We start from the raw sequence: 25,915 nt of genomic DNA, 5'->3' as shown, positions 1-25,915 counted from the left end.
ATACAAAATTTTTAAATTTTAGTTAGACCCTCATAGATTGAATACCCTATGAGCTTAACTAACTGACATTGATTCACCGCCGGCCCCAGTACTGTCTGGCTCCCGAGGGCCTGGGCTTCCCTTCCGATCGCATCGCCCACCTGCTTTATAAGATCCTTATCAAAGCTGGCCGCCAGCGCACAACCGTTGGGAAAACACACGGCTTCTTGTGCTTCCCGGAATAAGTTGTTATCGTTTTCACACTGTACCCGCAGCCCGTGGGGGCCGTCACTCACCTTGACCGCCGGAATACCCAGCCGTTCTACCGCTTTGGTACTCCAGGCGTCTTCCCCGGAGCACAGTCCCGCTTTTTCTTCCAGTGTCATCTGAGACGGGATTCGTTCTACATCCATTATTTTAATCCCAACCTTTCATTTTTTCTTGTCACGGGACACTTGTCCCGTTAAGTGGCAAAATAAATTACCGGATCGTACCGGCAACTTACTCTTATTGCTTAATACTGCCGCAGCGCCGCCAGCATCAGCTTTACCTGACAACGCAGCATTTCCTGCCCGTATCCATGTTCTTCAATAAACAGAGGCTCACGGGGCATAATCCTTTGCGCCATAGCCATCAGGCAGTGTCCCACCGTTGTTGCCGCCAGAGCCGGGTCTTCGAGGGGTCTGATACTGTGATCTTCTATCCCGCGAAAAAAACTTTTCACCAGGGCTTTTCTGGAGCCGGAAGTGATGGCCAGCCATTCCGATTGCCCAAGTCCTGAACATAAGGATAGCTTTTAGTAAATAAGCAGTCGAAGTCCCTTAGAAAAGTTACATCCTCCACATGAGAAATCAATGTCTCCATCAAAGAATTCAACTGCCATTCCAGCGCGTCAAAACCACATACGAACCGTAGACTGTCCGGTATCTGCACAGCGGCATTGAACATAATGATGGCATTTGTTGCCAGCACCATAAGAATCTCATCTTTGCTGGCAAAATGCCGGTATAGGGTGCTCCGGCTGCAGCCCATCCTGTGCGCGATATCCTTCATCTCCGTCCGCATAATACCCTGTTCCAAAAACAGCTTCCGGGCAACCTCAAGAATTCCTAAATCTGTTTGTGTCAACTCTCTCATAGTTCTTCTCCCAATTCGGGACACATGTCCCATAAGTGTATTATAGAAACTCCGAACTGTAATGCCAATCAACTTATTATACAAAATGACGGCGTTATTTTTGGTAAATACAGACAACACAGGCATGTTGTACAAACAAATTGCGGTTCCCCAAGCTCCCGTAAATTTAAGCTCTTTCATTCTAAGCTCATGAATTCTAAGCTCTTTCATTTACGCTGATTCACGCTGATTCTAAGTAAAAGTGGCAAGTAAAAGTAAGTAAGTAAAAGTAAAGAATTTACTATACATAACCTTGGGAATATGGTATGGTAATTTTATCTGTAAGTCTTACAGATGTTCTTTCCATTCGGAGAAGATTTCCAACACGGATAATGTGAATAAGGAGGGATGCCTATGAATCCAGATAACCTGAAGCTGGATTGACCGGTCTATTAGTTTTCTTAGGAAGAAAGGCAGGAATATGGCGGAAAACACAAAAGAAACCCAGGCTTATAGCGGTATCTATCATATCTATGACAAAATATTCAAGCGAATACTCATGCTCTCCACGCAGGCTGTCATCAGTATGATCAACGGCTGCTTTCATACGGATTATCCACTGGACAGCAAGATTCAATATAATATGTCGGAGCATGTGAATGACGCATTAAGGCGTACGCTGGCCGATGCGGTCCTGACAGTGAACGGTACGGACAGCTATCATTTTGAGGCTCAGATCTCCTGGGATAAGCACATCGTAGTACGGATGTTTGAATATGGATATAATCAGGCCATGAAACGCCGGAGCGGATGGGAAGATCTCTATTTTCCAGATCCCCTCATAGTTTATCTGGACGAAAACACGGAAAACATCCCAGATTGCCAGACTCTTCAGATTCATTTTGGCAGCCAGGGATGTTATCGATACCAAGTCCCCGTATTAAAATATCTGTCCGAAGATCTCGGGAGTTTAAACCAGAGAAAAATGGTTATCTTAATTCCTTTCCAACTTCTGCGGCTTAGGAAAAACCTCCAAAAAGCACGCACACCCCAAAATATGGAAGCATTGAAAGAGCTGGTACTCCATGATATAATAGGAAGCATCAGAGAGAATGAACGGTTAGGCAACATAACGAAGAATGATGCCAGAGTACTGATGAGTCTGACCCGGAAACTTTTTCAACATATCTATGAGAAGTACGGGGAGCTGGAGGAAGGAGGTTATATGGAAATGATTGAGGATGCGTTGGTGCTGGATATTGACGAGATAGAATATGAACACCGTAAGCGTCTGGAGGCTATGCAGCGGGAGAATGAAGCGGCTCGGCGGGAGAACGAGGCAGCCCGGCGGGAGAACGAGGCAGCTCAACAGGAGAAGGAAGCCGCCCAGCGGGAAAAAGAAGCCGCTCAACAGGAAAAAGAAGTGGCTCAACAGGAAAAAGAAGTGGCTCAACAGGAAAAAGAAGTCGTGATGGAGGAAAACTCCAAACTCCGGAAAGCTTTAAAACTTTTTGCTGTAAATAACGATATTGAAAAAGTTTCCAGACAGCTTGGAATTACTTCAGAAGAGTTTGCGCAATTATTAAAGGATTAATTTTTGCTAAATCGTTACCGGAATTGTGTTTTTAAAGGAAAAAGGGGCTGTCGCTTCAACGATTAAAAATCGAGAAGCGGCAGCTTCCTTTGTAGATCAAATATATTTTATGTTATAGTACGAAATACGCATAGGACTGTACAGCCGGGAACGTGAAAACCAAAACGTTCAGAATCGCGCCCGGAATGGAAGAACCGGTCTTTACGTATAATTTGCGCGTAAATATGGTCGATACGAACAGCATCAGGCAGAAGAACGGGATATTATAAATCGTAGCCGATGTTCCCGGAACTGTCGGCAGCAGCGGCGACCCTTTCATATAAAGTCCGAAGATAATCTGGCACACCGCCAGGAGTAACATTCCGCTGCAGTTCACTGCCCCCACGATTATCATATTCTTCTTCTCGCTCATGTTCTTAAACCGGAAGGAATTCACTAGCATGCTGTTTATGAGATAGAACGGGAAGAAATACAGTGCATATAGGAAATAACTGTAATATTGGTGATCCGCAAGCGCCGCATACATAATCTTTCCTAGCAGCGTGACCTTCATGTTCGCAGCGTGAAAACAGGTATAGAAGCATTGGAGCAGCACAGCGATCACGGCGAAAATCACAAGTCCTAATACGATACTTTTCCCTATATTTTTCCAGCTTATCTTCAGACCATACATCTCCCGGAAGCAAACGCCCATCCGTTTCTTATCATATGCATAATATTTTACAACTATCAAGGCCAGAATCATCAGCGCCATCAGCGCGGCCCAGAAGGCCGTCTGGGTTGCAATCTGGATCGTAGAGAGCGGACTGGCTTTTACATTCATCGCCCACCCCACGCCTTTGGAATATAAGAACATCGGTACAAATATCGTGATCAGCGTGGTAATCACAAGGGCTGGCGTAATTTTCGTATGAAGCGGCTCGCTTGGAGTGTTATGCATACTTTGAAACATACGGCTGTCAAGAAGCAGGTTGACGAGGGGCATAATCATAAGCAGCAGGGCAATAAATGCGAACCCGCTTGCCGCCTCCTTGATCTTCCAGCTGCCTGTTGAAGCAGGCGCTGCGCTTGCCGCATTGACCCCAACCGCCAGCTTCCCATTATCATATGTAAGGGTCGTCGTAAAAAACTGCACCGCGGCCGTCGCCGTCTCACCGGAAATGTAGGTAAATGCATGCCAGCCCTTAGGCTGGACCAGAACTCTGAGGCTATGGGAGTCCGCCAGTTTTTGGATTGTCTCATCCGATGGGCTGGTATAGAAGTCTAATACCGCCGTGCTCTCCTCCTTCACCGCAGTTCCCGAGAGCTGAACGGAGTACCAGGTATTCCGCTCTGCTTTTGTACTCAGGCCCATAATTCCAAGCACAGATTCTGAGCTGAGGCAATAATCTTTGTCCTTGATTCCCTTTGAGAGTCCGCCGCTTATGTTGGCAAATAATGCAAAATTCGCCTGTACATCCCGCCAAACCGGATTCCCGGCAACCTCGACCTCCTTGGGGGCGCTGAATCCAACGTCCGCATCCAGGACAATCACATTGCGCACTCCCAGGCCGTATTCTTTTGTAATCTCTGCTTTTCTCGTCTCGTATAGAATCCGCTGCTTTTCATCCAGCTTCTCATTTGCAATGGAGTCCGCATCTTGTGCTGTCACCTGCTCTGCGGATATCGGAAGGCCGAATTCGTCGTGCAGCAGATTAAGAAGCTGATCCTGCAGCGTATAAAATCCGGCTGTACTCGCCGCCATCGCTCCAACGGCGCTGCCGCCCAGAGAGTGTCCCACCATCCCGATCCGGGTTTGATCCACAAAGCCCAGGCTTCTGAGATAATCCAGCACATCATAAGCGCCCAACAGCGCCATGTCATCCCCAAAAGGATCCGGCACATTTCCATAGCCCCTTGTGGCGGTCGTGTCACTCTTGCCGTGCCCGTACATATCAAACTGCGCCACTACAAATCCCCGCCTGGCAAGCTCAATGGATACATTATCCAGACAGGCTCTGTTTTCCGTGTAACCAGAGTTTATAATCACAGCCGGATAGGTATCCGCATTTACAAAGTTACCGCTGTCATCCGTTTCCAGGGCGGAATCCGGCATATACATTGACATCGCAAGATCTGCTCCGTAGGGAGAGATCACTACTTCTTTGACCGTAATATTGCCGTTATCCGTTTTAACCGCCGATATGATAAGTCCGCATATCATAATCACAATAAGACATACTGCTAACAGAACTTGATTTTTATAGTTCTTAATCCTATTCATTCCCTATTTCCCTCCTAATCCTCAAAAGTTGAACACAGTAGTTTCAGATGCCGACACTCTGCCGCGTGTCTCTGACTGATGACACGCACGTATCCCGGAACACAAGATACACCTCCTCCTAACAGCTTATCATTATGGGACCTCGTTTAGTACCATTTCCACCGCCTTTCTCCAGAGTCTTAACCTGCGAACTCTTACTTTCTCATCCATCTGATTCTCAAACCGGGTAAAACTCTGCCGGGAGAAGATCTCCCTTTTATCATAGATTCCCGCCGTAATCCCGGCCAGATAAGCCGCTCCTATACCGGACAGTTCCTCATTCTCTGCCACGCACACGGCTGCGCACAGCAGATCGCTCTGGAACTGCATCAGATAACCGTTTCTTGTAGCTCCGCCATCCACGCGAAGCTCCACGATACTTTTGCCGTAATCCTGCGTCATGGCCTGCAGCACATCAACGATCTGATAAGCGATACTCTCCAACCCGGCTTTTATCACTTCCGCCTTTCCGGTGAGTCTGCTCATCCCCGCCAGCACCGCTCTCGCGTCATCTTTCCACCAGGGCGCCGACAGTCCGGTAAAGCCCGGAACCAGCACTGCCTCATCCGCCGGATTGGCCCGGCATGCCTGTTCTTCCGCTTCCTGAGGCGATGCGATCAGGTGCATATCATCCTTCATCCAGGAGATAACCGCGCCGGTATAATTGATATTGCCTTCCAGCACATAATTCACCTTACCGCCGATCTTCCAGGCCAGAGAGGCTGCTAATCCGTGTCTGCTTCGGATATATTCCTCCCCTACATTCAACATAATAGAGGTTCCGGTTCCGTAGGTCGCTTTTACCATTCCCGGTTCATGGCAGCCCTGCCCGAACAGCGCGCCGTGGGAATCCCCCAGCACGCCGCAGATGGGAATGGGCGCCTTAAGATAACCGTCAAGATCCGTTTCCGCAAAATAGCTGTCGGAATCGCACACTTCTGCTAAGGCGGACATCGGGATGCCAAACAGCTCACACAGCTCAGAGTTCCACGTTAATTTCCTGATATCAAATAATTGCGTTCGTGACGCGTTGGAATAATCCGTCTTAAATACCTTTCCTTTCGTCAGCTTATAGATCAGCCAGCTGTCGATCGTTCCGCAGCAGAGTTCTTCTCTCCGGGCGCACTCACGGGCGGCATCCACATTCTGCAAAATCCACGCAAACTTTGCAGCTGAAAAGTAGGGCGACAAAGGCAGTCCGGTGCAGTCGCGGATCAGATCATCCTGTTCCTTTATGGCTTCACAGATCCCGGACGCCCGCGCACACTGCCAGACTATGGCGATAGATAGCGGTCTGCCCGTCGCTCTGTCCCAGGCCACGGCCGTCTCTCTCTGGTTGCTGATTCCAAGCGTCCGAATCCCGGCTTTGTCGATGCCGGATTTTCCAAGGAGATTCTTTGCCACCTGAACCACGTTTTGGTATATCTCCTCCGGATCGTGCTCCACCCATCCCTTATCATTTACAATCTGACGGTGCAAAAGATCTTCCCGAAACAGCAGCGTTCCGTTTTCATCAAACAGTAATGCCTTGGTTCCCTGGGTACTCTGATCAATCCCCAATACATAACCGGCCATTTTACAAATTCTCCTTTATCACTATCACAAGTCCATTTGCGTTCAGCCCATAGTGCTCAAATACCTCGCCGGAAGTTCCTGTAATCACCGGCGCGTCGGGAAGCGCCATGTTAATGACTTTTCTTGGAGCCCTGCTTCCGATAAGCTGGCTGACCATAGCGCCAAGACCGCCAAACGGGGAATGCTCCTCCATGGTCACCAGCAATTTCGTCCTGGCCGCCGCTTCAAGGACCGCCTCCCGGTCTAAGGGCTTCAGGCAGTACATATCCAGCACCGTGATATAGATTCCTTCCGCTTCCAGCATTTTGGCCGCATCCACCGCCGGCCTGACCATCTCCCCGCAGGCTATGACCGCCGCATCTTCGCCCTTTGCCAGCAGATTCGCCTTATTCAGCTCAAAGGGGCAGAACTCCTCGCTGTAGATATCCTCCACCGGGTTTCTGCCCACACGGATATACGCGGGTTTGTCGTCTTCCAGCAGGGCCTTTATCAGCTTTGCCGTCTGGAACCGGTCGCTGGGAAGATAGACGCGCATATTCGGAACCGACGACATGGCCGCGATATCCTGCGCAGAATGATGGCTCATCCCCAGCGCGCCGTAGCTGACCCCGCCGCTGACACCGATCAGCTTCACATTTGTGTTGGAATAGGCGCAGTCCACCTTTACCTGCTCGTAGCTTCTGGTGGAAAGAAAGCTCGCCGGAGAGGCTGCAAACGGTTTTTTACCGCATTTCGCAAGTCCTGCGGCGATACCAACCAGATTCTGTTCCGCGATTCCGACCTCTACAAACTGCTCCGGGAATTCTTGTGCAAAGGGAGTCATGGAAGAGCTTCCCCTTGAATCACTGCACAGCACGACAATATCTTTATCGGTTTTCGCTTTTTCTATCAGAACATCGCAGATCGCCTGACGGTTCGGTATCTTATTCATGCAGCGCAGCCTCCTTTCGTTCCTCCAGATCTCTTACAATCTGTCTGTATTCATCCGTGGTTGGAACCCTGTGGTGCCATTCCGGCTTATTTTCCATAACGGCAGAGCCATATCCTTTTATGGTATTTGCTATGATTACGGTTGGCGCGCCCGTGTAATTCCCGGCCTCCCGGAACGCTTCGTTTAACTCCCGGTAATCATGGCCGTTTACCGGGATTGTGTGCCACCCGAAAGCGCTCCATCTCTCTTCCTGACTGTCCTGGGCCATCACGTTCTCCGTATCGCCGGAGATCTGCAGCCGGTTTCTGTCGATCACTGCGCACAGATTATCGAGCTTGTGGTGATGGGCAGCCATCGCGGCCTCCCATATAGAACCCTCCGCTAACTCCCCGTCTCCCATCACGGTATATACCCGGTTCTTCCTGCCATCCATTTTCCCTGCCAGCGCCATACCGGCGCATACCGACAACCCGTGACCCAGCGAGCCGGAATTCATCTCGATACCTGGAAGTTTATTATTGGGATGCCCTATGTATTGGGAGCCGAACTTCGAGAAGCTGTGAATGACCTCCCCGACCGGGAAAAATCCCTTCCGCGCCAGCACCGCATACAGCGCCTCCACAGAATGTCCCTTGCTCATCACCAGGTAATCCCTGTTTGGGCTGTGCATGTTCTCGGGGCTGATATTCATCTGGTCAAAATATAGTTCTGTCAGAATATCCATCACGCTCATATCACCGCCGATGTGGCCACCGCCGCCTTCCACCACCATATCGACCACATTTTTCCTCAATTCAAAGGACAATGCTTTTAAATTCTCCATGCTATCATTCCTCTCATTCTCCGCGCAGATATCCCTTGATCTCTTCTTCGATCGGATCATATAGATCCGGCTGGATCCCCAGGTATTTGCAGGCCTCATACAAGACCGGTACCACATCCTTGTGGATTCCAACGCAATGGTGGATGTAGGGTCCTTCCACAATCTTTGCCTCTAAGCGCTTGATATTCTCAACCTCCACCCACAGGTAAGTACCCATTCCCTTCGGGCCGTCTATCCCCTTCGCCCGGCCCAGCAGCATGGAATACTCTCCATTGTCGCCGTCGAATCTGGCCAGTGTGACATCCCCATGCTTCGCCTCTGCCGTAATACTCCCGGGGTAGTCAAAGGCCAGCGGATAGGTGAGCCTGGGCTTCTCCATCGCCACCGATATGGGCCACGGACCGCAGTGCTGCAGCAATTCACCGTTGGGTACATCCGGATGCCGGATGGTCCAGTCTGCGAAAAAGCTTCTGGCCTCGTTCATCCCTGCGGCCTCCACCAGAAGCGCCGTAACCGCTCCATGGATATCCGTCTCACAGACGACCGGAATACCTTCTTCGTTCATAAGAGAATTGGCGGCGCAGGGCATAATGCCGATCTCCGACTGCAGCTGATTCCAGCATTGGATGGCGGCGGCCTGACAGCCATACTTTTGCACCAGATGCATCATGGCCACTTTCAAAGCCGCCACATTTTCCAGCTCTTCATCTTTGATGCAGATATCCAGGTGTTCCCGGCAGTCCCTCATCACCTCTGCGGCCTCTGTCTTTTCCTCTTTTACCCTGCGCATCTCATCCGTTAATTCCGGCATGGGGACCGGCGCCAGCTGGATATTGAATCTCTCCAGTAATTCCCCTTCATTGCACATGGTGCTCCAGAAATCAAAGGGCCTCGTGGAGATCTGTAAAATCCGGATATTCCGAAACGTTTTCACCACATTGCAGACGGCTAAGAAATCGCGGATTCCCCGTTCAAAGACCGGATCATCCAGCCTGCAGTTTGTCATATAGGTAAACGGCACCCGGAATCTCCGCAGGACCTTGCCTGTGGCAAACAACCCGCACTGTGTGTCCCGCAGCCGCACGCCGTTCTCATCCGGGCGCTCATCCAAGGGTCCCCAGAGCAGCACCGGAACATCTAATTCCTTCGCCAGTCTGGCACACTCGTACTCGGTGCCAAAATTACAGTGGGGAAGAAATAATCCATCCACCTTCTCTTCCTTAAACTTGGCGGCAATTCTGAACATATCCCCGTCGTTGTACAGAAGCCCTTCCCCGTTGATGTCCGTGATATCCACAAAGTCGATATCCAGCTCTTTCAAGCGCTCTGCCGTCAGGTCTCTGTATTTTATCGCGTCCGGCGCGCTGAATATGCTTCGTCTGGTGGGGGCATACCCCAGTTTTATTTTTGTCATCTCTCTCCTCCAATTTGATCATCCTCTGATGATGTGATCTGTGTTGTTATCTTTAGTTTATTTAGAACTATACTTTATTTCAATATAATATAAAGTATATTTTACTTTATTTTTAACTTTACTATTGTCTTATGTCTGTTTTGCAGATAAAATAAGGTATATCCGATCGTAACAGGAGGCAACGCAATGTCTATTACTGCAAAAGAATTAGCCAGGGAGCTCCACTTATCTGCGACTGCCGTCTCCATGGCGTTAAATAATAAGCCAGGGGTGAGTACCCAGACCCGGAATATGGTGATTGAAGCCGCCGAAAAACGCGGTTATGATTTTTCAAAATTGTCCATGAAAAAAAATAAGACGGGGAATATTTATACGATTTTTTACAGGACTCATAATGCGATATTAACTTACGCACCGATCTTTAACGAATTGTTAGATGGAATTGGACAGGTATGCCGCGAAGAAGGGTATACCTTGAAGATAGAGCAGTATTTGGAAAAACAGCAGGATCTGCAGACCTATATCGAGGATCTGCTGGTATCAAACTGTCTGGGTATCATTCTCATCGGCACAGAGATGGGCGAGGAAGCCGGGAGGCAGTTTCTCGCATCACAGCTGCCCGTCGTGATTCTGGACTCTTATTTTGAGTCGCTGAACTGCAACTGTGTGTTAATCAACAATACACAGGGCGCTTATACGGCCACGGATTATCTCATCAGCCGCCTGGGGAAACAGCCCGGTTACCTCCGCTCCTCCTACACTCTGCGCAATTTTAATGAACGCAAGGACGGCTTCTACAAGGCGGTAAAGGCGAACGGGATGTCTTCCTCCCAGTGTGTCGTCCACCGGCTCTCGCCCAGTATCGAGGGGGCTTTTGCGGACATGCTGGAAATCATCGACCGGCAGGATGAACTGGCGGAATGTTATTTTGCCGATAATGATCTGATCGCCATAGGGGCCATGAAGGCGTTCAAGCTCCGGGGATACCGGCTGCCGGAGGACATTGGAGTCATCGGCTTTGACAATATCTCCGAAGCAAGAATTGTCGAGCCGTCCCTTACCACCGTCAGCATTCCCAGGCATTACATGGGACAGACCGCGGCCAGGCAGCTGATTGCATCCATCACGAACCCGGTGCCGCATACGAGTAAGATTGAGGTGTATACTTCTTTGGTAAAGAGATTTTCGGTTTGATATGCAGGCAAAACTGATCGTGCGGGAAATGGCCGACCTGCTGGCGCTGGACCTGGTCGATCAAGGACTTATGACGGACCAGATTGTGCTGACCGTAGGATATGATATTGAAAACCTGTCGAATCCGGAGAATTAACGTCACGGCAAACCATGTGATAGAGAAAAGCAGCATACCGAAGCAGGAACCGTTTAAGCAGATGGATCTGTTTACCGATTATGCTGCACTCTTAGAACAACAAGAGCGGGAGAAACTGTAACTGGAACGGGAAAAACGGCTGCAGAAGGCGATGTTAGACATTAAAAAGAAATTTGGGAAAAATGCCATTCTAAAGGGGACGAACCTGGAAGAAGGCGCCACAACCATACAGCACAACAATCAGATCGGAGGCCACTAGGCATAATCCGCAAAAGGAGAGATAAATGCAGGAGAATCATAAAAATCCTCATCGCTATGATTATATCATGGATCTGCCCCGCCATGGTTCATCCGCCCGTGGCAGTTGCAGACCGTACCGCCCAGTTTTCACCGTTTGCGGCCCTGACCGATCACGAAGCCGCCATCCGGGAAACAGCGCGGCTAACGGACCGGAAGATAAAACGAGATAGAATATGAACACCGTAAGCGTCTGGAGGCTATGCAGTGGGAGAATGAGGCGGCTCAGGGTGGAATTACCAGCCAGTTCCAAGTCAGTAAGACATCCGTGCAGCAGTGGATATTCAGAAATTATAGGCGAATATCCCTTACCATATTATAGTTTTTCGAACCAAAGAACGCAAGCCCGTATATAGTTTCCAGACTCCATAAACGATCATCATCCAACCGGCCACCAATGGCAGATGAAAGAGACCAAGTGTTGATGCAGTGCCTCCAACCATTTCTCCCTTTCGAAACTGGATTATTATAATAAACAGGTAAATACCGAATGCCGGCAGCATCCAGGGTATAATCCTATATCCCTTCGCCGGTTACGCCTCCAGAGGTACGGGTGACATACATAATAGTACCAATGCAGTAATTAAATCGCCTAAAATTGTGACATAAGCCCAACCATTCGTTTTTTCTAATCCTTCCATTACAGATGGTTCAGCGGTTAAGTCAGGAGATTTTACAGACATAGTTATAAACCCCCGAACCGTATTGCATTACCTGGCCATCCGGCAGCGGGGCTATCCGTATCTTCTTATATCCAGGCTCTAACGGCTGAATACCTCCAATATAGCGATACATCCAATCACCGACACAGCCAAACGCATAGTGGTTGTAAGAAACGGAGGTAGGCGTACCAGCCGGAAGCATCGCCTGCCATGCCTCCCAGATGGTAGTTGCTCCCATTTTGACTTCATACAGCCATGAAGGGCCCTCCTCTTGAAAGAGTAATTGATAAGCAAGTTCTGACTCTCCCTCCTCTGTTAGCACATCCAGCAGAAAAGGAATCGATAGGAAACCTGTATCCAGGCGGTCCCCATTTTCATGAATCATTTTTTTAATTTTTTAACTGCATTTTTTCTAAGGTCTTCAGGAACTAACCGCATTTTTAAGGCTAATACATAGACACCCTGCAGCTGTGTTTTTATTTCACCGCTTTGATCCATACACTCTTTCACAAATGCTTCTTTTATATGCCGGTCTAATTCCTTATAGTATACTTCATCTTCCTGCTTTCCAAGTACTTTTGCTATCTCAGCCATGAGTTGTGTCGTATAGGCATAAAAACAGGTGGGGACGATATCCATCGTACGTATCGCGCTCTGTACCATATCCACATCACCCGTTGCAAAATTAAAACTGACACTGGGGGTCAGCCAGTCACCAAAGTGGAAGTTCGTATTCCACAAATTTTCTGCCATTCTCTCCGCTCCGGGGTGATATCTTTTTCCACTCCTGCCGGCATTTCTTTTTCAGCCCTTCTTCCATGGCGTTATTATCTAAGAATCGTATTCAATCCTCATAAACCGTTGTAATAATCTCTCCGTTGGCGCAGTCGAAGGTTACGGCATCGGAGTAAGCGTAGTTGCCCATGGCATCCCACATCTCATAGACCATGGAATAACCGCCGTCCGGCAGTGTTATCTCTCCAAAAGCTGTGTCTGTCGTTACCGTAATAGTGGCGGCAGTATAGGGTTCAAATTCGTCGTCACCGGAGGCAGAGGCCATGTACCACACGGTAGTGAGCTCATCCCCTTCCTGCAGCAGGCGAAGCTCTTTATCCGCCATGCCGCTTTCATCAATGCCCTGCCGCGCACCCAGGACACTCCACAGTTCTGTATTGAAGTCGTAGGCTACCTGGAGGTTATATTCCTCACCGTTCAGGAGGATGGGCACGGAGTAGAGATTGTAATTCTCGCCCTCATAGGAAAGCTCCATATAGACGATATTACCGTCAATGCTGCCCCAAACACCCCGGAAATTGTCGTAGAACACTCCATTATCCCAGTCGGCGTCCATGTCGTTGTCAGTGCCCAGCAACAACATGGTATCGTTGGCCTCATCCACGTAATAGAGTGAGAAGCCAATACCCGCCAGCACATCATTGGCCTCCGGCCCCAGAGTCAAAAAGGAGGTACCCTCATCGTCCAGATCCAGGGGAGCGCCGCTCCAGCCCATAGTGGTCAAATTCTGGATCTTGGGCAGCTCGTCAAGATTCATGTCCGCGATGTAGTCCATACCTGCCTCGTCCAACTCTCCGGTTAACTCATAGGCATAGAAATACTTAAACGCGGTTCCGGCCCCCAAGTCGGCATAGCCTGCAAAATCATCCACGTCACCATCGTAGGAATAGTAGCAGGAAAGACCGGTGGCCTCGGTGCGGTACTGTCCGCCCACCTGATACAGAACGCAGCCGTCCAGTGCATCCAGTACGCTCTGGGCCGTGCTCAGAGTCCCCACATTCTTACGGGCCAGGTGTCCCAGGTCCACCATGTTGGTGAAACCCTGCTCCTTGGTGTTGCCGCCGTAATTCTCACACTGGGCAGCGGCACGGCCGAACTGTGAAAAGAAGCCGGGGTCCTCGCAGGCAACGGCCAGAGCCTCCGCGCCGAAGTTCTCGTATGCCTCCATTAGTGGGCCCACCTTAGACAGATCGGTGAGAGACAGCGTTGTATTATCCTGGGTTCCAACAACCTCGCATCCGGTGTAATAAGCGTCACAGATATTCTTTCCCAGCACTTCCCCATCCATGGTGGGATCCTTTGCCAGCGCACCTACCCACTGGGAATAGTACCAGCCGTTGCCAGGCTCCACCTCCTCTGAGGCTACTAGGTAATGGGCAATATCCGAGAAAGTATCGGCCACATCCACCGTGGCCATCAGACAGGTGTCAAAACCCACCAGCTCCAGCGCAGGACTCTCGGCAGAAGGTTCCCATACACTTTGGAAGGCGTCAGACATCTCCTCCAGCGTTAGAGAATCATAGCCATACAACTCGTCAAAGGATGCACCGGAGACGCTCCCTCCGCCGTGATTCCAAAACACCACTGCCGTCTTGTCAGCGGGATAGTTATTCTTGGCAAACTCCAGGAAGTCCGCCAGTGTCTGGGCCTCGCCCATGCTGGCGGAGGGCTGCTCATCCACCAGCTCCAGTCCCTCACTGCTATATACATAGCGCTGGAGCTTCTCGGCATCCACAAAGTCGTTCTGCCAGGCCGATGAGCCACCGGTCTCAATAACCACGTTCACATTCTCAGGCAGTTCCACTTCCATCAACTCCCCAAGATCTGTAGATGCGAAGCCGCCTGATGATTCCAGATCACTGCCGCAGAGATACCAGTAGATGGACCAGCTTCCCTCCTCCACTTGCCTGGCCGCTTCATTCTCGACCGGGCCTGGATCGGAAGCGGCCGTTTCCATAACCCCGTCCCCGCAGGCGACCAGGGAAAAACTCATAGTCAGGACTAAAAATATCGCGAGCAGTTTCTTCTTCATTCCGCTTTTCCTCCATAAATGCCAAGTAACTATTTGCGCTTTTTGGCCGCAAATTCCTTCCTCTGTGATAACACCCGAATCTAACAATGTCTTATTTCTATATCTGGTGGTCAGACAACACATGAAAGAATCGTTATTTGCCGCATTACTTTTTCCTGCCAGTGATTCCTGCAAGAACCGTCAAGTCCGGCGTTGCCGTTTTGAACTCCCTCCTGTTTCAAGACCTCGTCCGGTGTGGACTTTGCGTTAATGATACTTCGGCAGAATTTGATAGTCTCGATCAGAGGATGGGCTTCATAGGCGGCGTAGTCTTTCACCAGCTCTAACAGGGCTGTCAAAGCGTCAAAGCGCGAGGAGAGCTGTACGTCGATCTGAATCATAGCGTTGTTAATATTCTCGTCCATGACCACCAGCTTTCGATACGTAGTCATGACCCAACTCATGATTAGAGCTAAGACCAGAGCTATGATGATTAAAATTGCCATTGAGAACTCCTTTCAGTAAAAAGCACGAATTTTAACTCGGCATTGTTACGTTATTTTGCCGGTGCCTTAGGGAGGGCTCCATCGGCCGGCTGAAGCTTCTTTTTATAAAAGGCCAAAATCAGGTCTCAGAAATCTGCGTGAAATAGATGGCATTCAGGCCAGTATCATCAGGAAAGAGCATCATCACCGGCGTACCACCGGCATCCGTGAACAGTGCTGCATAGTTCAGTTCTGCATTGTCACTGGAAAACACTATGTGCAAAGTACCCTCGTCCGCCTGTGTATAAGTGCCCTCCAGCGTGCCTTTGCCCTGTACCATGCTGACTTTCGAACCATCTGCGAACACGATCTGCAATGCGCCGCCGTATTGTTCCAGTGTGGATGCAGCCTCTTCCTGGTTCATTTCCTGGCCATCAATATAACCACCCGAGAATTCCCAGCCGCTACCTGCAATTCCTTCCGGAATCGAATAGAATTCCAAAGTATCCAGAAGACTCTTACCAACAGCGGCGGCCTCCGTGTCATCCTTCGCACTGTTATCCGCAGCCTCCTCACCGTTCTCTGCAGCAGCCTTTGCATCGTCTTTGGCAACGTAAGGTTCAGCAACTATGGCGCTCATATCGCCCACCCACGCATTGAGATCATCACAGCTCTTTTTAAGCTCATCGATCTGCTCTTGGGTCGCATCGGAAGGATCCTCGATAACCAGCTTGACCGTGCTTATTTCATCTACGATCTTATTCAGGCCATCGGCGATCTCAGTGTCCTGATTCCAGCCATTGTTAGTAGCGATATCCACCATTTCGTTATAGGCGTCGGCCAGATTGTTATAGCTCTTGGTCAAAGCCGTAACATCAGGGCCCGAGTCGCCGCAGGCCGCCAGAGAGAGGGTCATCACAAAAGCAAGTAATGTGGCAAAAAACTTTTTCATCATACATTCTCCTTTTTCAATCTTTATGTGCTTCTCATCGGTATACAAGTACAGAATAAGACACTGTTCCCCCAAAAAGGATATCTTTGTATGAAACGAACGAAAATTGTATTGAATCGTCAGTTCGCTCAAACAGACAATTGCAAAACAAACTTACCATACTTTGACGAAAAGGAATGCACCCCGCCGTAGCGGTCCACAACCGGACGGGTCCGATTTCATTTAGATTTAACCGGGTAACAGCCTTAAGTGAGGAAGAGGCCCATAGACACCGCTCTCCCTGGCGGGCTGCGCCTGGTTTTCGGACAGTCTCTCCGGGGGGTTCCGTGGGGGGGAACAGATTATATCCAAAAGAATTGCCCCAGGAATTATTTGGGGCATATATCACGCACTTACAAATCAATACAATCGGGCAGGAGGCAGCGCTCACCCAGGGAAACTCCGGAAAATCTAACGCGCCTGCATTGTGATTCATGAAAAAACGGTGTATAATCATTTTCATTGATGAAGGCGGGGAGGGATAACGATTGAACCGAATTTTGATCGTGGAAGATGATTTGGAGATAAACAAGCTCCTGGCTGATTTTCTAACGGAAAATGCTTATGAAACCAAGAGCCTTTATAATGGGCTCCATGTCTTAGACTATATGCGGGATAACCAGGTAGATCTGGTCCTGCTGGACCTTATGCTCCCCTATCGGAGCGGCGATATGGTTCTCGCCGGAATACGAGAGCAGTCCTCTGTTCCGGTCATCATACTTTCCGCCAAAGAAACCACCCGGAGTAAGATTGATCTGCTGCGGCTGGGAGCCGATGACTATATGACGAAGCCTTTCGACATGGAAGAGGTGCTGGCCCGGATCGAAAGCAACCTGCGGCGGATTCAATACCAGGCCGGGCCGTTGGAGCTCCTTGCATATAAAGATCTGAATTTAGATATCAATAAAAATACAGCACACCTGAGGGGTCAGGAACTGATCCTGACAGCCAAAGAATTCGCGATTCTGGAATTGCTGATGAAGTACCCGGATAAAATCTTTTCCAAAGCAAATCTGTATCAAAGTGTATGGAAGGCTGAATATTTCAGCGAGGATAATACGCTGAATGTACATATCAGCAATCTGCGCAATAAAATAAAAGCGGTCTGCCCGGATGATGAATACATTGATACGGTCTGGGGGATTGGTTATCGCTTGCATAGGGCTAAGGACTGAGGTCCTTAGTTTTCTTTTTATTCCATAGGTAAGTGCCCCTATGAAAGAAAGAATTAAATCAACTTTATTTAATCCTTTCTTTATGGTTTTTCAGACAAAATTAAGGAATTCTTTAAGCTTACCGTTTAAACTAACGGATAGAAGGAGGCTGATCCTATGAGCTCTGTTATTTTAGAAACACAGGCGTTAACAAAAACCTATAAGCGGACCATTGCCCTGGATCACATAGACCTGAAAATCGAGAAGGGTAAAATATATGGTTTTATTGGCCAGAACGGCGCCGGCAAGACCACGCTTCTCAGGCTTGTGACCGGACTTTCGTTCCCTGACAGCGGCACCTTATCCCTATGGGGAAAATCCAGCGATTCCCAATTGCAGGAACAGCGAAAGCGGATCGGCTGTATGATCGAAACTCCCGCCCTTTTTCCCAGTCTGACTGCCCGGCAGAACCTGGAAGTGCAGCGCATCCAGCGCGGGATACCGGATAAGGCCATTATAGAACATTGTCTGAATCTGGTGGGATTAAAGGAAACCGGAAAAAAGAGAGTCCGGAATTTTTCGCTGGGAATGCGGCAGCGGCTGGGCATTGCCGCAGCTCTTTTGCATATGCCGGAGTTTCTAATCCTGGACGAACCGGTTAACGGCCTGGACCCCGCAGGTATCGTGGAGATCCGAAATCTTTTGAAAGCCTTAAATAAAGAATACGGCATAACCATTCTGGTATCCAGCCATATCCTGGAGGAACTATATCAGACCGCATCAGAGTTTATTTTGATAGATAACGGGAAAATTATCGAGGAACTATCAGACCGTGAACTGAATGAACGCTGCAGGCGCCATATTGCCATACGGACGAAAGATACGGAAAAAGCTTTGCTGGTACTGGAAGACCGGTTGGATACCGAGCAGCTGCAGCTCATGCCGGATGGGACGATCCGTCTGTATGACTGCCTGGATGACCTGGAAAAGGTCGCAGCGGTTCTGTCGGACGCGCATCTGCTTGTCACCGGCCTGACATTGTCCGGCGATACCCTGGAGGATTATTTTCTGAGCAAAGTAGGTGGAAAAAGCCATGACTGATCTTCTGAAGGCAGAATTTTACAAACTGATGCACAGCCGCAGCTTTTGGGGAATGACACTTTTTTCCCTTATACTGGGAAGCATTCTGCTGCTGGACAGTAAACCGCTGGTCTTCGGCCTGTTTCACGCATCCCTCTATAATACACCTCTGCTCTATTTCCTGGCCATCGTCTTTGCGGCGCTCTTCGTGGGTGAGGATTTCTCAGAACAGACCCTTCCCTGCTATATCAGCGCGGGCCACAAAAGAAGTACCGTGCTGTTTGCGAAAACAATCGTATACCTGGCTTCCTGTGTATTCCTGCTGGTCCTACCGCTGCTCGTCCACGGCCTGGCTGGAGTGATCAGGAACGGGGAAACCCGTTTTATCACCGATATTCTGGCCGAAGGAGCGGTTATCCTTTCAGCGGTTCTTGCCATGTGTATGCTGCCCCTGTTCTGCGCTTTTGTTTTCCGGGATATCGGCAGAACCTTAGCGGTACCTATGGCGATCTATTTCCTGATGATTTTCGCGATGAACAGTGATCATTCGAAAGCCTTCGCCGCTGTCTTACCCATGGGACAGCTCCGTTTGCTGGCTTTGCAGGAACCTGCGGTTCCCAAAACGGCGTTTTTCTGTGTGGATGCCTTATGGATTATTCTCCTATATACCGGGGCATACGTCAGTTTCCGCCGTTGTGATCTGAAGTAAAGGAGGGACCAATATGAACAACTTACTCAAAATGGAGAGGTACCAGCTGTTACGCAATCGGACTTACTGGTTTGGTATGCTGGGCGTATTTTTGATTGGTTTTATGACCGCAGAAACTTATGTCCCGGAGGTGATGGGGCCTTCGGGCGGAGCAGCCACGTCTCTCACTGATATTTTTAACGGGATGGTCTACGATTCTACCTTTCTCCTCATTTTTATCTCCAGTATTGCTGCGCTGATTTTTGGACAGGAATTTTCCTGCCGGACTCTGAGCCAGGAAGTTTGCGCAGGACATACCCGCAGGCAGATTTTCATCAGTAAGGTCGTCTCCTATCTGGCGGCGTTTAACCTCATGGCGCTTGTCTATCCGGTCTCCGGCTGTATCCGTGAGTTCTCTAGATTCGGGATTGCCAGCGAAGATCTGTTTCTTTACCATGTCAGCAAAGCTGTCTTCTATTCTTTTATGCTGAACAGCGCGGTTTTTCTGATCGCCATATTTTTATGCTGCTGTTTTCAAAATGCGGCAAAAGCTGTGGCGGTCACGGCTGTTGTCACCTTTGTACTCAGCCTGTATTTGGGTTATGGCCTGATGTTAAAACTCCCGGTTTCCTTTTTACCTACATTTCAAATCCGGGAAGCCCTCATCATACCCGGTTTTCTTACCGTTCCCGCTTTCCTGGTAGCCGCCGTCTGGATGGCGGTACTGTTAAGCGTGTCCTGGGGGATATTTTGTAAATGTGATTTAAAATGACAGGGAAGGAAGGTGGCCGATATAGACACGTTTATCATTGTTGTTCTTTCTTTACTGCTGTTTTCGCTCCTGCGCAGGCACCTTATGCTGAAAATGCAGATCCGCCATCTGAACAGACAGATGTGTGATCTGGCCGGCGGCGCTTCGGATAAGATGCTGGATATTTCCCTGATGGACCGCGACCTGGAGAAGCTGGCAGGCGTATTGAACCGGTACCATACCCGGCAGCGCTATACAGTTGCCCAGGCTCTGCGTCATGAAGAACATCTGAAGGAATCGATTGCGAATATTTCTCACGACCTGCGAACTCCGCTGACGGTCATTCTCGGACATCTGCAGCTGCTGCAAAAGTCTGACTTGACACCGGAGCAATACCAGCGGATAGAGACGGTTCTGCATAAAGCGGAGCGGATGAAGGAATTCATCGGCGCTTTTTATGACCTTTCTGTTCTGGATTCCGATCAGGTAACCCCCCGGAAAGAACGAATCAACCTTTCCAACCTGCTGATCGATCTGCTCACGGAAAATGCCCCTGCTATGGAAAGCAGAGGCATCTGTCCGGATATGATACTGCCGGATCACTCCATTTTTATATTATCTGACCGCGATATGACCGAGCGGATCTTTCAAAACCTGCTGACAAACGCGATACGGTATACCGCCGGGATAATAAGAATCCGTCTTTCCCAGGACGAAAAGGGAAGGATTCTTTTCTGCATTGAAAATACGGTATCCGAAGATTTGGATCTGGATACGGCGAGAATATTTGAACGATTCTATACAGGAGATACCTCCAGGCACAGCGGCAGCAGCGGATTAGGACTTGCCGTTGTCAAATTACTGACTGTGAAACTGGATGGCCAGATATCGGCGGAGATGACGGCAGGGGGCCTTGCGATCCGCTTGATGCTTTAGCCATAAAAACCCAGATTTTATTCGTATAAATTACTGATAACAAATATCAATTATTCAGCAGAAGCACAGCTGGAACAGCTGGCGCCACAGCTTCCGGAACCCGAACAGCTGGAGCTTCCGCAGTCACAATCCGCCGCCCCTGCATGATCGTATCCCAGCGGTTTTATTCCCAGTAGGCGCCGTACGACCGTTCTAATCTCCTGCTTCTGCAGAACTCATTATAACTCCAGTTAAGCCCCGCGGCCTTCAGATTCCCGATCTGCGTCTCGGTCTGTATGGGAAATGCCAGTGGAACCTGGGACTGATAACCAGGCAGTTTCTTACTCAGCCCTTCCTGTACCCCGGGCGTCAGATCCTGGGCTTCGATACGCGCCCCCTTCGCAAGGATCATAAAATCAATCACATGTTCTAACATACGCCGTACCACCGGATAATACTCCGGCTTTTCCTGGAGCGGACACATTTCCTCTGTATTACGCACCAGTTCACATTCGCCGGAAAACGGATAATAGACAAACCGGTATTCCCGGTCCACCACGATCTTCGCGCTGTCGCAGAACTCACTGTAGATCACCTCTCTGCGAAGCCTAGGCTTTTGGTACAGTGCCGCCATATCCCTGGAATACCCAAACGGCTTCTCATCCCCCATATATGCCAGGACCGTCGCACCGATATCCAGATTGCTCGTAAGCTCCTCACAGACTTCTCCCCGCGGCAGATCCGGGTGATGTGCCACGATCAGCGGGATATCTAACTGCGCCCCGTACAGAAACGGCCCCTTCTGGCGCATCCCGTAATCCCCGCACAGGTCGCCGTGGTCCGCAAAGAACAGGATCAGGGTGTCCTCATACAGCCCCTGCTCCTCCAGATGGCGGATCAGTCTCCCTACCTGGCAGTCAATCTCTTCCACCAGGCACCCATATTTCTTCCGGTACTCCCGATGCTCCTCCTCCGTAAAATGGCCGTCCAGCCGGTATTTCCGGTAACGGGCCACCTCGCAGGGAGGATCATAATCCAGGTGCAGATCGGCTGTTGGCTGTTCTCTGCCTTCATAGACTTCCGGAAATGGATCCAGCGGCGTGTGGGGACCCTGGAAGGAAATCCAGGCAAAAAAAGGAGTGTCTGTGTCCTTCATGAATTCCATCGCCCGGTCCGCAATCCAGTTTTCATAATACAGATCCCGTCCGAACGGGAAACAGCCGTCTTTTTCCGGAAATACATCCAGCTTAGCAAATTCCACTGCCTGCGCGGTTGACGCAGCCTCATCCATAATCTTCTCTTTCAGCCACAGAAGGTAATCCTCCTGTTCCCCCAGTCTGTTTTCTTCCATCTGATATGCAGTCTGGAATCCTTTGGCATCTCTGGCCGGATAATGATGCAGCTTTCCAAAACATCCGGTCCGGTAGCCCAGTGCGTTCACCCTGGCCGGCAGACATTCGATCCCTTCACGAAACGGCACATCATTGGTCCACACCTGATGGTCGCTGACATACCTGCCGGTCATCATAGAAGCCCTGGCCGGGGCACACACCGGTGAAGCGGTCACAGCGTTCGTAAACATCACTCCCTCCTTTGCCAGCCGGTCGATATTTGGGGTGTACGTATCTTTTGCACCATAGCAGGATAAATGGTCCAGCCGCAGCTGATCGCACAGGATCACCGCCACATTTTTCTTCTTCATTACAATCTCCATTTCCGCAGCCTTAGCTGGCCGCACAAATTTTCTCCGTTACTTAGCTAAGCTGTCCTTCTCACTCGAAACATCATTCTCTATCACTCGATCTCGATTTTCAGAATCACCGGCAGCTTTAACTCCTTAAGCCCGGTTGTGACTTCCAGCCAGTCCCCGCGATATTCATACAACGGGCTGCATTCCTGCCCCAGCACCCGGATATTTCTTATGGTACTGGCCAGATAACCGGCTCCGCGCCCCAGAGAATGGATCCGGACGATACCGTCCACCGGCCATCTCATCACAATAGCATAGATATAGTTAGCCCTGGCGGTAAACCGTATATCTTCTGGGGTAAATACGGGCGCCTGCTGATCCTGAAAATGGCCTTCCTTCATCTGCGTGGGTCCTTCCCCGTAGATCTTCCAGTAGGTTGTCCCATAGACTGCCTCCCCGTTTATCGCAAGCCAGGCGCCGATATCCTTCAGAATCATCCGTTCCTCTTCTGTTATCGTACCGTCCGCCTTCGGTCCTATATTCAGCAGCAGTGCCCCATTCTTACTCACCACGTCGATCAGGTCCCACAGGATTTCTTCGGAGGGCTTGTAAATACTGTCCTTTGTATAGCACCAGGAATTCCGTGCCGTAGAAGTATCGCTCTGCCAGAAATCCGGTGAAATGCCGCCGAGCTTTCCCCGCTCCACATCCTTCACCGCGCTGCCGTGTACATAACTGTCGAATTTTGCGGCGATGGCGGTCTGAAGTCCCCATTCATAACTTCTGTTATAATAGTAGGCAGCGAACTTTCTAAGATAGGGTTTGAAGGCACTCACCTGGATCCACCAGTCAAAATACAGCAGCCCCGGCCGATAGCGGTCCACCATCTCACAGGTCCGCAACAGCCAGTCTTCCAGGAAAGCTTCATCCGGCGGGTTATCGTACAGGCTGTCCTGATCCCTGGTGATACCGGCCGCCGGACCGTACAGTTCCTGATACTCCGGATCACACACATCCGTGTCACCGTGAAGCCTCCCCTGATTGAAAAACCACCAGTGTTCCGCCCGGTGGGACGATGCGCCGAACATCATTCCCCGCTTTCCGGCCTGCTCTTTTAACTCTCCCAGGATATCCCTTTTCGGCCCCATCTGAACCGCATTCCAGCGGGACAGTCCGCTGCCATACATCTGGAATCCATCGTGGTGTTCTCCCACCGGAACGATAAAACGGGCCCCCGCAGCCTGAAACAGCTCTCCCCACTCGTCCGCCTGAAAATTCTCAGCCCGGAATTCAGGAATAAAATCCTTATATCCAAATTTGTTTAACGCACCATATTTTTTCAAATGGTATCTGTTTTCCCTAGAATTCTCCTTATACATATGCCGCGGGTACCACTCGCTGCCAAATTCAGGTACGCTGTACACGCCCCAGTGGATAAAGATACCAAATTTCGCTTTCCGGTACCAGTCCGGCATCGGGTGCTCACACAGGGATTCCCAGGAATCCCTGTACGGTCCCTGTGCGATAACCTTCTCGATCTCCCGCAGATAACCTTTTCTGTCCATACGCTCTTCCTCCTATCCTTTCACAGCTCCCGCCGTCATACCGCCCACGATATATTTCTGCAGGCACAAAAACAAAATCAGAATGGGCAGAATCGTGAGTGTCAGCGCCGCAAACACGTAATTCCAGTCTCTGGCATACATGCCGAAAAAATTATAGATCGTCAGGGGCACGGTCCATTTGGCGGAAGAATTTACAAAGAACAGCGGAAGCATAAAATCATTCCACACGCTGATAGCCGTGATCACCACATTAGTCATCATGATCGGTTTCAGGATGGGCAGCAGTACCCGGAAAATCAGATTGTGGATGCTGCACCCATCGATGATAGCTGCCTCATCGATCTCCTGGGGAACTCCCTTCACGAATCCGGAGAACGTCATGATCGTAAACGGCATCCTCATCCCCACATAGATGCAGATAATGGCCATCCTGGTCCCGTAAATGTGAAGGACCTTCAGCAATGCGAAGGTGCTGGCCGTCTGCATGGTCATAGTCAGTCCCAGCAGGAAAAAATAGTACAGGGAGCGGGAACAGCGGTCATTTCTTCTTCCTATGACGATCCCGGCCAGCGCACCGGCCAGAATCGTCAGCAGAGTGGCAGCGACCGTAATCAGGATACTATTTTTATAGCCGCCCAGGATATTGCCGACCTCCAGCACGTGAACATAGTTTTCCCAATGGAACTGTTCCGGCCAGCTTAAGTCGAAGCGGATCGCCTGGCTGTTATCTTTTACCGATCCCAAAAGCATCATGGCCACCGGCACCAGATACAGACAGGCCAGCCCCGCAAGGAACACATATTTGATACCACTGTATATTTTTCTGCGCTTCATTACAGCTCGACCTCCCTTCTTCGAAGTATTTTATTCAGAATAAATGAGATGACTGTTACGACCACCATCAGCACAACCGCCGAGGCGCTGGATTCTCCCAGAAGTCCCAGGCCAAAGGCACGATAGGTAAAAGTACTTAATACCTGTGTGTCAAATCCGGGGCCTCCGTTGGTCAGTACATAGATCAGGTCGAATACTTTGAGGCTTCCCGTAACATTCAGGGTGATAATCACGGTAAAGGACGGCACCAGCAGCGGCAGGGTGATGTGCCGGAACTGATTAAAGCGGCTGATTCCCTCTGTCTCGGCAGCCTCGTAATAATCCCTGGGGATGGCCTGTAGGCCGGATATGAAGATAAACATATTGAATCCCGACCACATCCAGCCCTCGATCAGGATCACGGATCCCATAGCCGTTCCGTAGGAAGCCAGCCAGTCCTGGGCCATAGGCGACAGATGCAGCACCTGCAGCAGATTGTTCAAAAGACCTTCCCGGGCCAGGATCGAGGTAAAGATAACGCCGATAATCAGCGGACTTAACACACAGGGCACGTAAAATATGGTTCTCAGCACGCTGTTCAGCCTTGTGGCTTTCAGCAGTCCCAGCGCCAGCAGCAGGCCGAACACGGTCTTCAGTATGGTGGTTGAGAAGGCAAATAACAGCGTATTGCCCAGGGACCTTATAAAAATCGGATCCTGAAAAATCGTGACATAGTTATCTATCCCTCGGAATACCGGCTGAAACAACCTGTCGATATTCCAGTCCGTGAACGACAGTACCATACTCATGAAAAAGGGAACCACGATGAACAGGCCGTAGAAAAAGAGGGCTGGAATGGAAAGCCTGGCCGTATAAAAACTTTTTTTTGTATTACTTTTCCTTCGCATCTATACTATTCCTCCTATTTTTGGGCGCAAAAAGGGCTGCTGCACA

Annotated in this window: 24 protein-coding genes and 1 pseudogene; 8 read left to right on the top strand and 17 right to left on the bottom strand. The window is 49.9% G+C overall.

Features of this window, described 5'->3' with window-relative positions:
- Positions 1-11 precede the first annotated feature (11 nt).
- The 3 genes from KTH90_RS24420 to KTH90_RS24410 all read right to left on the bottom strand — a co-directional run bounded on the left by KTH90_RS24420 (position 12) and on the right by KTH90_RS24410 (position 1,116).
- A complete protein-coding gene (locus tag KTH90_RS24420; protein ID WP_238727604.1) occupies positions 12-392 on the bottom strand; it encodes a glycoside hydrolase family 3 N-terminal domain-containing protein in 381 nt (126 codons plus the stop codon).
- A gap of 101 nt (positions 393-493) precedes the next feature.
- Complete coding sequence (locus tag KTH90_RS24415) at positions 494-703, bottom strand: hypothetical protein (protein WP_158355632.1); 210 nt, start codon at positions 701-703, stop codon at positions 494-496.
- Positions 700-1,116, bottom strand: coding sequence for a TetR/AcrR family transcriptional regulator (locus tag KTH90_RS24410; protein WP_238727603.1), 417 nt, complete (start codon positions 1,114-1,116; stop codon positions 700-702). The genes KTH90_RS24415 and KTH90_RS24410 overlap by 4 nt, the downstream gene beginning before the upstream one ends.
- A gap of 460 nt (positions 1,117-1,576) precedes the next feature.
- On the opposite strand from KTH90_RS24410, the gene KTH90_RS24405 reads away from it, so the two are divergent.
- The gene (locus KTH90_RS24405; protein ID WP_238727602.1) at positions 1,577-2,689 is read left to right on the top strand and encodes an MAP7 domain-containing protein; all 1,113 of its coding nucleotides are present in this window, start codon (positions 1,577-1,579) and stop codon (positions 2,687-2,689) included.
- A 112-nt stretch (positions 2,690-2,801) separates the two neighbouring features.
- Here the strand turns inward: KTH90_RS24405 and KTH90_RS24400 are convergent, their stop codons facing one another.
- From KTH90_RS24400 to KTH90_RS24380, 5 genes are all read right to left on the bottom strand, one after another.
- Positions 2,802-4,952: an alpha/beta hydrolase gene (locus tag KTH90_RS24400; protein ID WP_238727601.1), complete on the bottom strand. Its 2,151-nt coding sequence runs from the start codon at positions 4,950-4,952 to the stop codon at positions 2,802-2,804.
- Between the two features lie 132 nt (positions 4,953-5,084).
- Positions 5,085-6,566 (bottom strand): FGGY-family carbohydrate kinase, encoded by a 1,482-nt coding sequence (locus KTH90_RS24395; protein WP_238727600.1) that lies wholly within the window; start codon positions 6,564-6,566, stop codon positions 5,085-5,087.
- A 1-nt stretch (position 6,567) separates the two neighbouring features.
- On the bottom strand, positions 6,568-7,497 hold the full coding sequence (locus KTH90_RS24390; protein WP_158355627.1) for a transketolase family protein: 930 nt from the start codon (positions 7,495-7,497) through the stop codon (positions 6,568-6,570).
- On the bottom strand, positions 7,490-8,320 hold the full coding sequence (locus KTH90_RS24385; RefSeq protein WP_158355626.1) for a transketolase: 831 nt from the start codon (positions 8,318-8,320) through the stop codon (positions 7,490-7,492). The genes KTH90_RS24390 and KTH90_RS24385 overlap by 8 nt, the downstream gene beginning before the upstream one ends.
- A gap of 13 nt (positions 8,321-8,333) precedes the next feature.
- On the bottom strand, positions 8,334-9,734 hold the full coding sequence (locus KTH90_RS24380; protein ID WP_158355625.1) for an L-fucose/L-arabinose isomerase family protein: 1,401 nt from the start codon (positions 9,732-9,734) through the stop codon (positions 8,334-8,336).
- Positions 9,735-9,920: 186 nt separating this feature from the next.
- Here KTH90_RS24380 and KTH90_RS24375 point away from each other — a divergent pair, with 186 nt between their 5' ends.
- A complete protein-coding gene (locus KTH90_RS24375; protein ID WP_158355624.1) occupies positions 9,921-10,928 on the top strand; it encodes a LacI family DNA-binding transcriptional regulator in 1,008 nt (335 codons plus the stop codon).
- 4 nt (positions 10,929-10,932) lie between these two features.
- Positions 10,933-11,323, top strand: a pseudogene (locus tag KTH90_RS25390) (DNA methylase); the annotation flags it as partial.
- Between the two features lie 701 nt (positions 11,324-12,024).
- Here KTH90_RS25390 and KTH90_RS25550 read toward each other — a convergent pair.
- The 5 genes from KTH90_RS25550 to KTH90_RS24350 form a co-directional block, all read right to left on the bottom strand.
- Positions 12,025-12,408: an alpha-L-rhamnosidase-related protein gene (locus tag KTH90_RS25550; protein WP_275061497.1), complete on the bottom strand. Its 384-nt coding sequence runs from the start codon at positions 12,406-12,408 to the stop codon at positions 12,025-12,027.
- The gene (locus tag KTH90_RS25545; RefSeq protein WP_158355622.1) at positions 12,405-12,776 is read right to left on the bottom strand and encodes an alpha-L-rhamnosidase-related protein; all 372 of its coding nucleotides are present in this window, start codon (positions 12,774-12,776) and stop codon (positions 12,405-12,407) included. The genes KTH90_RS25550 and KTH90_RS25545 overlap by 4 nt, the downstream gene beginning before the upstream one ends.
- A gap of 91 nt (positions 12,777-12,867) precedes the next feature.
- Positions 12,868-14,850 (bottom strand): clostripain-related cysteine peptidase, encoded by a 1,983-nt coding sequence (locus tag KTH90_RS24360; protein WP_238727599.1) that lies wholly within the window; start codon positions 14,848-14,850, stop codon positions 12,868-12,870.
- Between the two features lie 110 nt (positions 14,851-14,960).
- Positions 14,961-15,335 carry a LemA family protein gene (locus tag KTH90_RS24355; protein WP_238727598.1) on the bottom strand — a complete coding sequence of 125 codons (375 nt, stop codon included), beginning with the start codon at positions 15,333-15,335 and terminating at the stop codon, positions 14,961-14,963.
- 118 nt (positions 15,336-15,453) lie between these two features.
- Positions 15,454-16,398, bottom strand: a complete 945-nt coding sequence (locus KTH90_RS24350) for an LptM family lipoprotein (RefSeq protein ID WP_238727597.1) — start codon at positions 16,396-16,398, stop codon at positions 15,454-15,456.
- 395 nt (positions 16,399-16,793) lie between these two features.
- Between KTH90_RS24350 and KTH90_RS24345 the strand changes: the two genes are divergently transcribed.
- The 5 genes from KTH90_RS24345 to KTH90_RS24325 all read left to right on the top strand — a co-directional run bounded on the left by KTH90_RS24345 (position 16,794) and on the right by KTH90_RS24325 (position 20,914).
- Positions 16,794-17,480 (top strand): response regulator transcription factor, encoded by a 687-nt coding sequence (locus KTH90_RS24345; protein ID WP_238727596.1) that lies wholly within the window; start codon positions 16,794-16,796, stop codon positions 17,478-17,480.
- Between the two features lie 156 nt (positions 17,481-17,636).
- Positions 17,637-18,560: an ATP-binding cassette domain-containing protein gene (locus tag KTH90_RS24340; RefSeq protein WP_238727595.1), complete on the top strand. Its 924-nt coding sequence runs from the start codon at positions 17,637-17,639 to the stop codon at positions 18,558-18,560.
- Entirely contained in the window at positions 18,553-19,248 is a 696-nt protein-coding gene (locus KTH90_RS24335; RefSeq protein ID WP_158355616.1) for an ABC transporter permease, read from the top strand. The genes KTH90_RS24340 and KTH90_RS24335 overlap by 8 nt, the downstream gene beginning before the upstream one ends.
- 13 nt (positions 19,249-19,261) lie before the next feature.
- Positions 19,262-19,999 carry an ABC transporter permease gene (locus KTH90_RS24330; RefSeq protein WP_238727594.1) on the top strand — a complete coding sequence of 246 codons (738 nt, stop codon included), beginning with the start codon at positions 19,262-19,264 and terminating at the stop codon, positions 19,997-19,999.
- Between the two features lie 84 nt (positions 20,000-20,083).
- Positions 20,084-20,914: a sensor histidine kinase gene (locus KTH90_RS24325; RefSeq protein WP_158355614.1), complete on the top strand. Its 831-nt coding sequence runs from the start codon at positions 20,084-20,086 to the stop codon at positions 20,912-20,914.
- A gap of 163 nt (positions 20,915-21,077) precedes the next feature.
- Here the strand turns inward: KTH90_RS24325 and KTH90_RS24320 are convergent, their stop codons facing one another.
- The 4 genes from KTH90_RS24320 to KTH90_RS24305 all read right to left on the bottom strand — a co-directional run bounded on the left by KTH90_RS24320 (position 21,078) and on the right by KTH90_RS24305 (position 25,869).
- The gene (locus tag KTH90_RS24320; protein ID WP_238727593.1) at positions 21,078-22,595 is read right to left on the bottom strand and encodes a sulfatase family protein; all 1,518 of its coding nucleotides are present in this window, start codon (positions 22,593-22,595) and stop codon (positions 21,078-21,080) included.
- Between the two features lie 92 nt (positions 22,596-22,687).
- Entirely contained in the window at positions 22,688-24,148 is a 1,461-nt protein-coding gene (locus tag KTH90_RS24315) for an alpha-L-fucosidase (RefSeq protein ID WP_238727592.1), read from the bottom strand.
- 12 nt (positions 24,149-24,160) lie between these two features.
- Positions 24,161-24,982 (bottom strand): carbohydrate ABC transporter permease, encoded by an 822-nt coding sequence (locus KTH90_RS24310; RefSeq protein ID WP_238727591.1) that lies wholly within the window; start codon positions 24,980-24,982, stop codon positions 24,161-24,163.
- Positions 24,982-25,869, bottom strand: coding sequence for a carbohydrate ABC transporter permease (locus KTH90_RS24305; protein ID WP_238727590.1), 888 nt, complete (start codon positions 25,867-25,869; stop codon positions 24,982-24,984). The genes KTH90_RS24310 and KTH90_RS24305 overlap by 1 nt, the downstream gene beginning before the upstream one ends.
- Between the last annotated feature and the right edge of the window lie 46 nt (positions 25,870-25,915).

It is taken from the genome of Diplocloster modestus (genome assembly GCF_019042245.1).
Lineage (GTDB): Bacteria > Bacillota > Clostridia > Lachnospirales > Lachnospiraceae > Diplocloster > Diplocloster modestus.
Note: the sequence above shows the minus strand (reverse complement) of the source record. Positions and strands in the feature narration are given on the sequence as shown.

Coding starts and splice junctions, on each gene's coding strand:
- KTH90_RS24420 (WP_238727604.1), bottom strand. CDS start 392: ATGGATGTAGAACGAATCCCGTCTCAGATGACACTGGAAGAAAAAGCG.
- KTH90_RS24410 (WP_238727603.1), bottom strand. CDS start 1,116: ATGAGAGAGTTGACACAAACAGATTTAGGAATTCTTGAGGTTGCCCGG.
- KTH90_RS24405 (WP_238727602.1), top strand. CDS start 1,577: ATGGCGGAAAACACAAAAGAAACCCAGGCTTATAGCGGTATCTATCAT.
- KTH90_RS24400 (WP_238727601.1), bottom strand. CDS start 4,952: ATGAATAGGATTAAGAACTATAAAAATCAAGTTCTGTTAGCAGTATGT.
- KTH90_RS24395 (WP_238727600.1), bottom strand. CDS start 6,566: ATGGCCGGTTATGTATTGGGGATTGATCAGAGTACCCAGGGAACCAAG.
- KTH90_RS24390 (WP_158355627.1), bottom strand. CDS start 7,497: ATGAATAAGATACCGAACCGTCAGGCGATCTGCGATGTTCTGATAGAA.
- KTH90_RS24385 (WP_158355626.1), bottom strand. CDS start 8,320: ATGGAGAATTTAAAAGCATTGTCCTTTGAATTGAGGAAAAATGTGGTC.
- KTH90_RS24380 (WP_158355625.1), bottom strand. CDS start 9,734: ATGACAAAAATAAAACTGGGGTATGCCCCCACCAGACGAAGCATATTC.
- KTH90_RS24375 (WP_158355624.1), top strand. CDS start 9,921: ATGTCTATTACTGCAAAAGAATTAGCCAGGGAGCTCCACTTATCTGCG.
- KTH90_RS25550 (WP_275061497.1), bottom strand. CDS start 12,408: ATGATTCATGAAAATGGGGACCGCCTGGATACAGGTTTCCTATCGATT.
- KTH90_RS25545 (WP_158355622.1), bottom strand. CDS start 12,776: ATGGCAGAAAATTTGTGGAATACGAACTTCCACTTTGGTGACTGGCTG.
- KTH90_RS24360 (WP_238727599.1), bottom strand. CDS start 14,850: ATGAAGAAGAAACTGCTCGCGATATTTTTAGTCCTGACTATGAGTTTT.
- KTH90_RS24355 (WP_238727598.1), bottom strand. CDS start 15,335: ATGGCAATTTTAATCATCATAGCTCTGGTCTTAGCTCTAATCATGAGT.
- KTH90_RS24340 (WP_238727595.1), top strand. CDS start 17,637: ATGAGCTCTGTTATTTTAGAAACACAGGCGTTAACAAAAACCTATAAG.
- KTH90_RS24335 (WP_158355616.1), top strand. CDS start 18,553: ATGACTGATCTTCTGAAGGCAGAATTTTACAAACTGATGCACAGCCGC.
- KTH90_RS24330 (WP_238727594.1), top strand. CDS start 19,262: ATGAACAACTTACTCAAAATGGAGAGGTACCAGCTGTTACGCAATCGG.
- KTH90_RS24325 (WP_158355614.1), top strand. CDS start 20,084: ATGCTGAAAATGCAGATCCGCCATCTGAACAGACAGATGTGTGATCTG.
- KTH90_RS24320 (WP_238727593.1), bottom strand. CDS start 22,595: ATGAAGAAGAAAAATGTGGCGGTGATCCTGTGCGATCAGCTGCGGCTG.
- KTH90_RS24315 (WP_238727592.1), bottom strand. CDS start 24,148: ATGGACAGAAAAGGTTATCTGCGGGAGATCGAGAAGGTTATCGCACAG.
- KTH90_RS24310 (WP_238727591.1), bottom strand. CDS start 24,982: ATGAAGCGCAGAAAAATATACAGTGGTATCAAATATGTGTTCCTTGCG.
- KTH90_RS24305 (WP_238727590.1), bottom strand. CDS start 25,869: ATGCGAAGGAAAAGTAATACAAAAAAAAGTTTTTATACGGCCAGGCTT.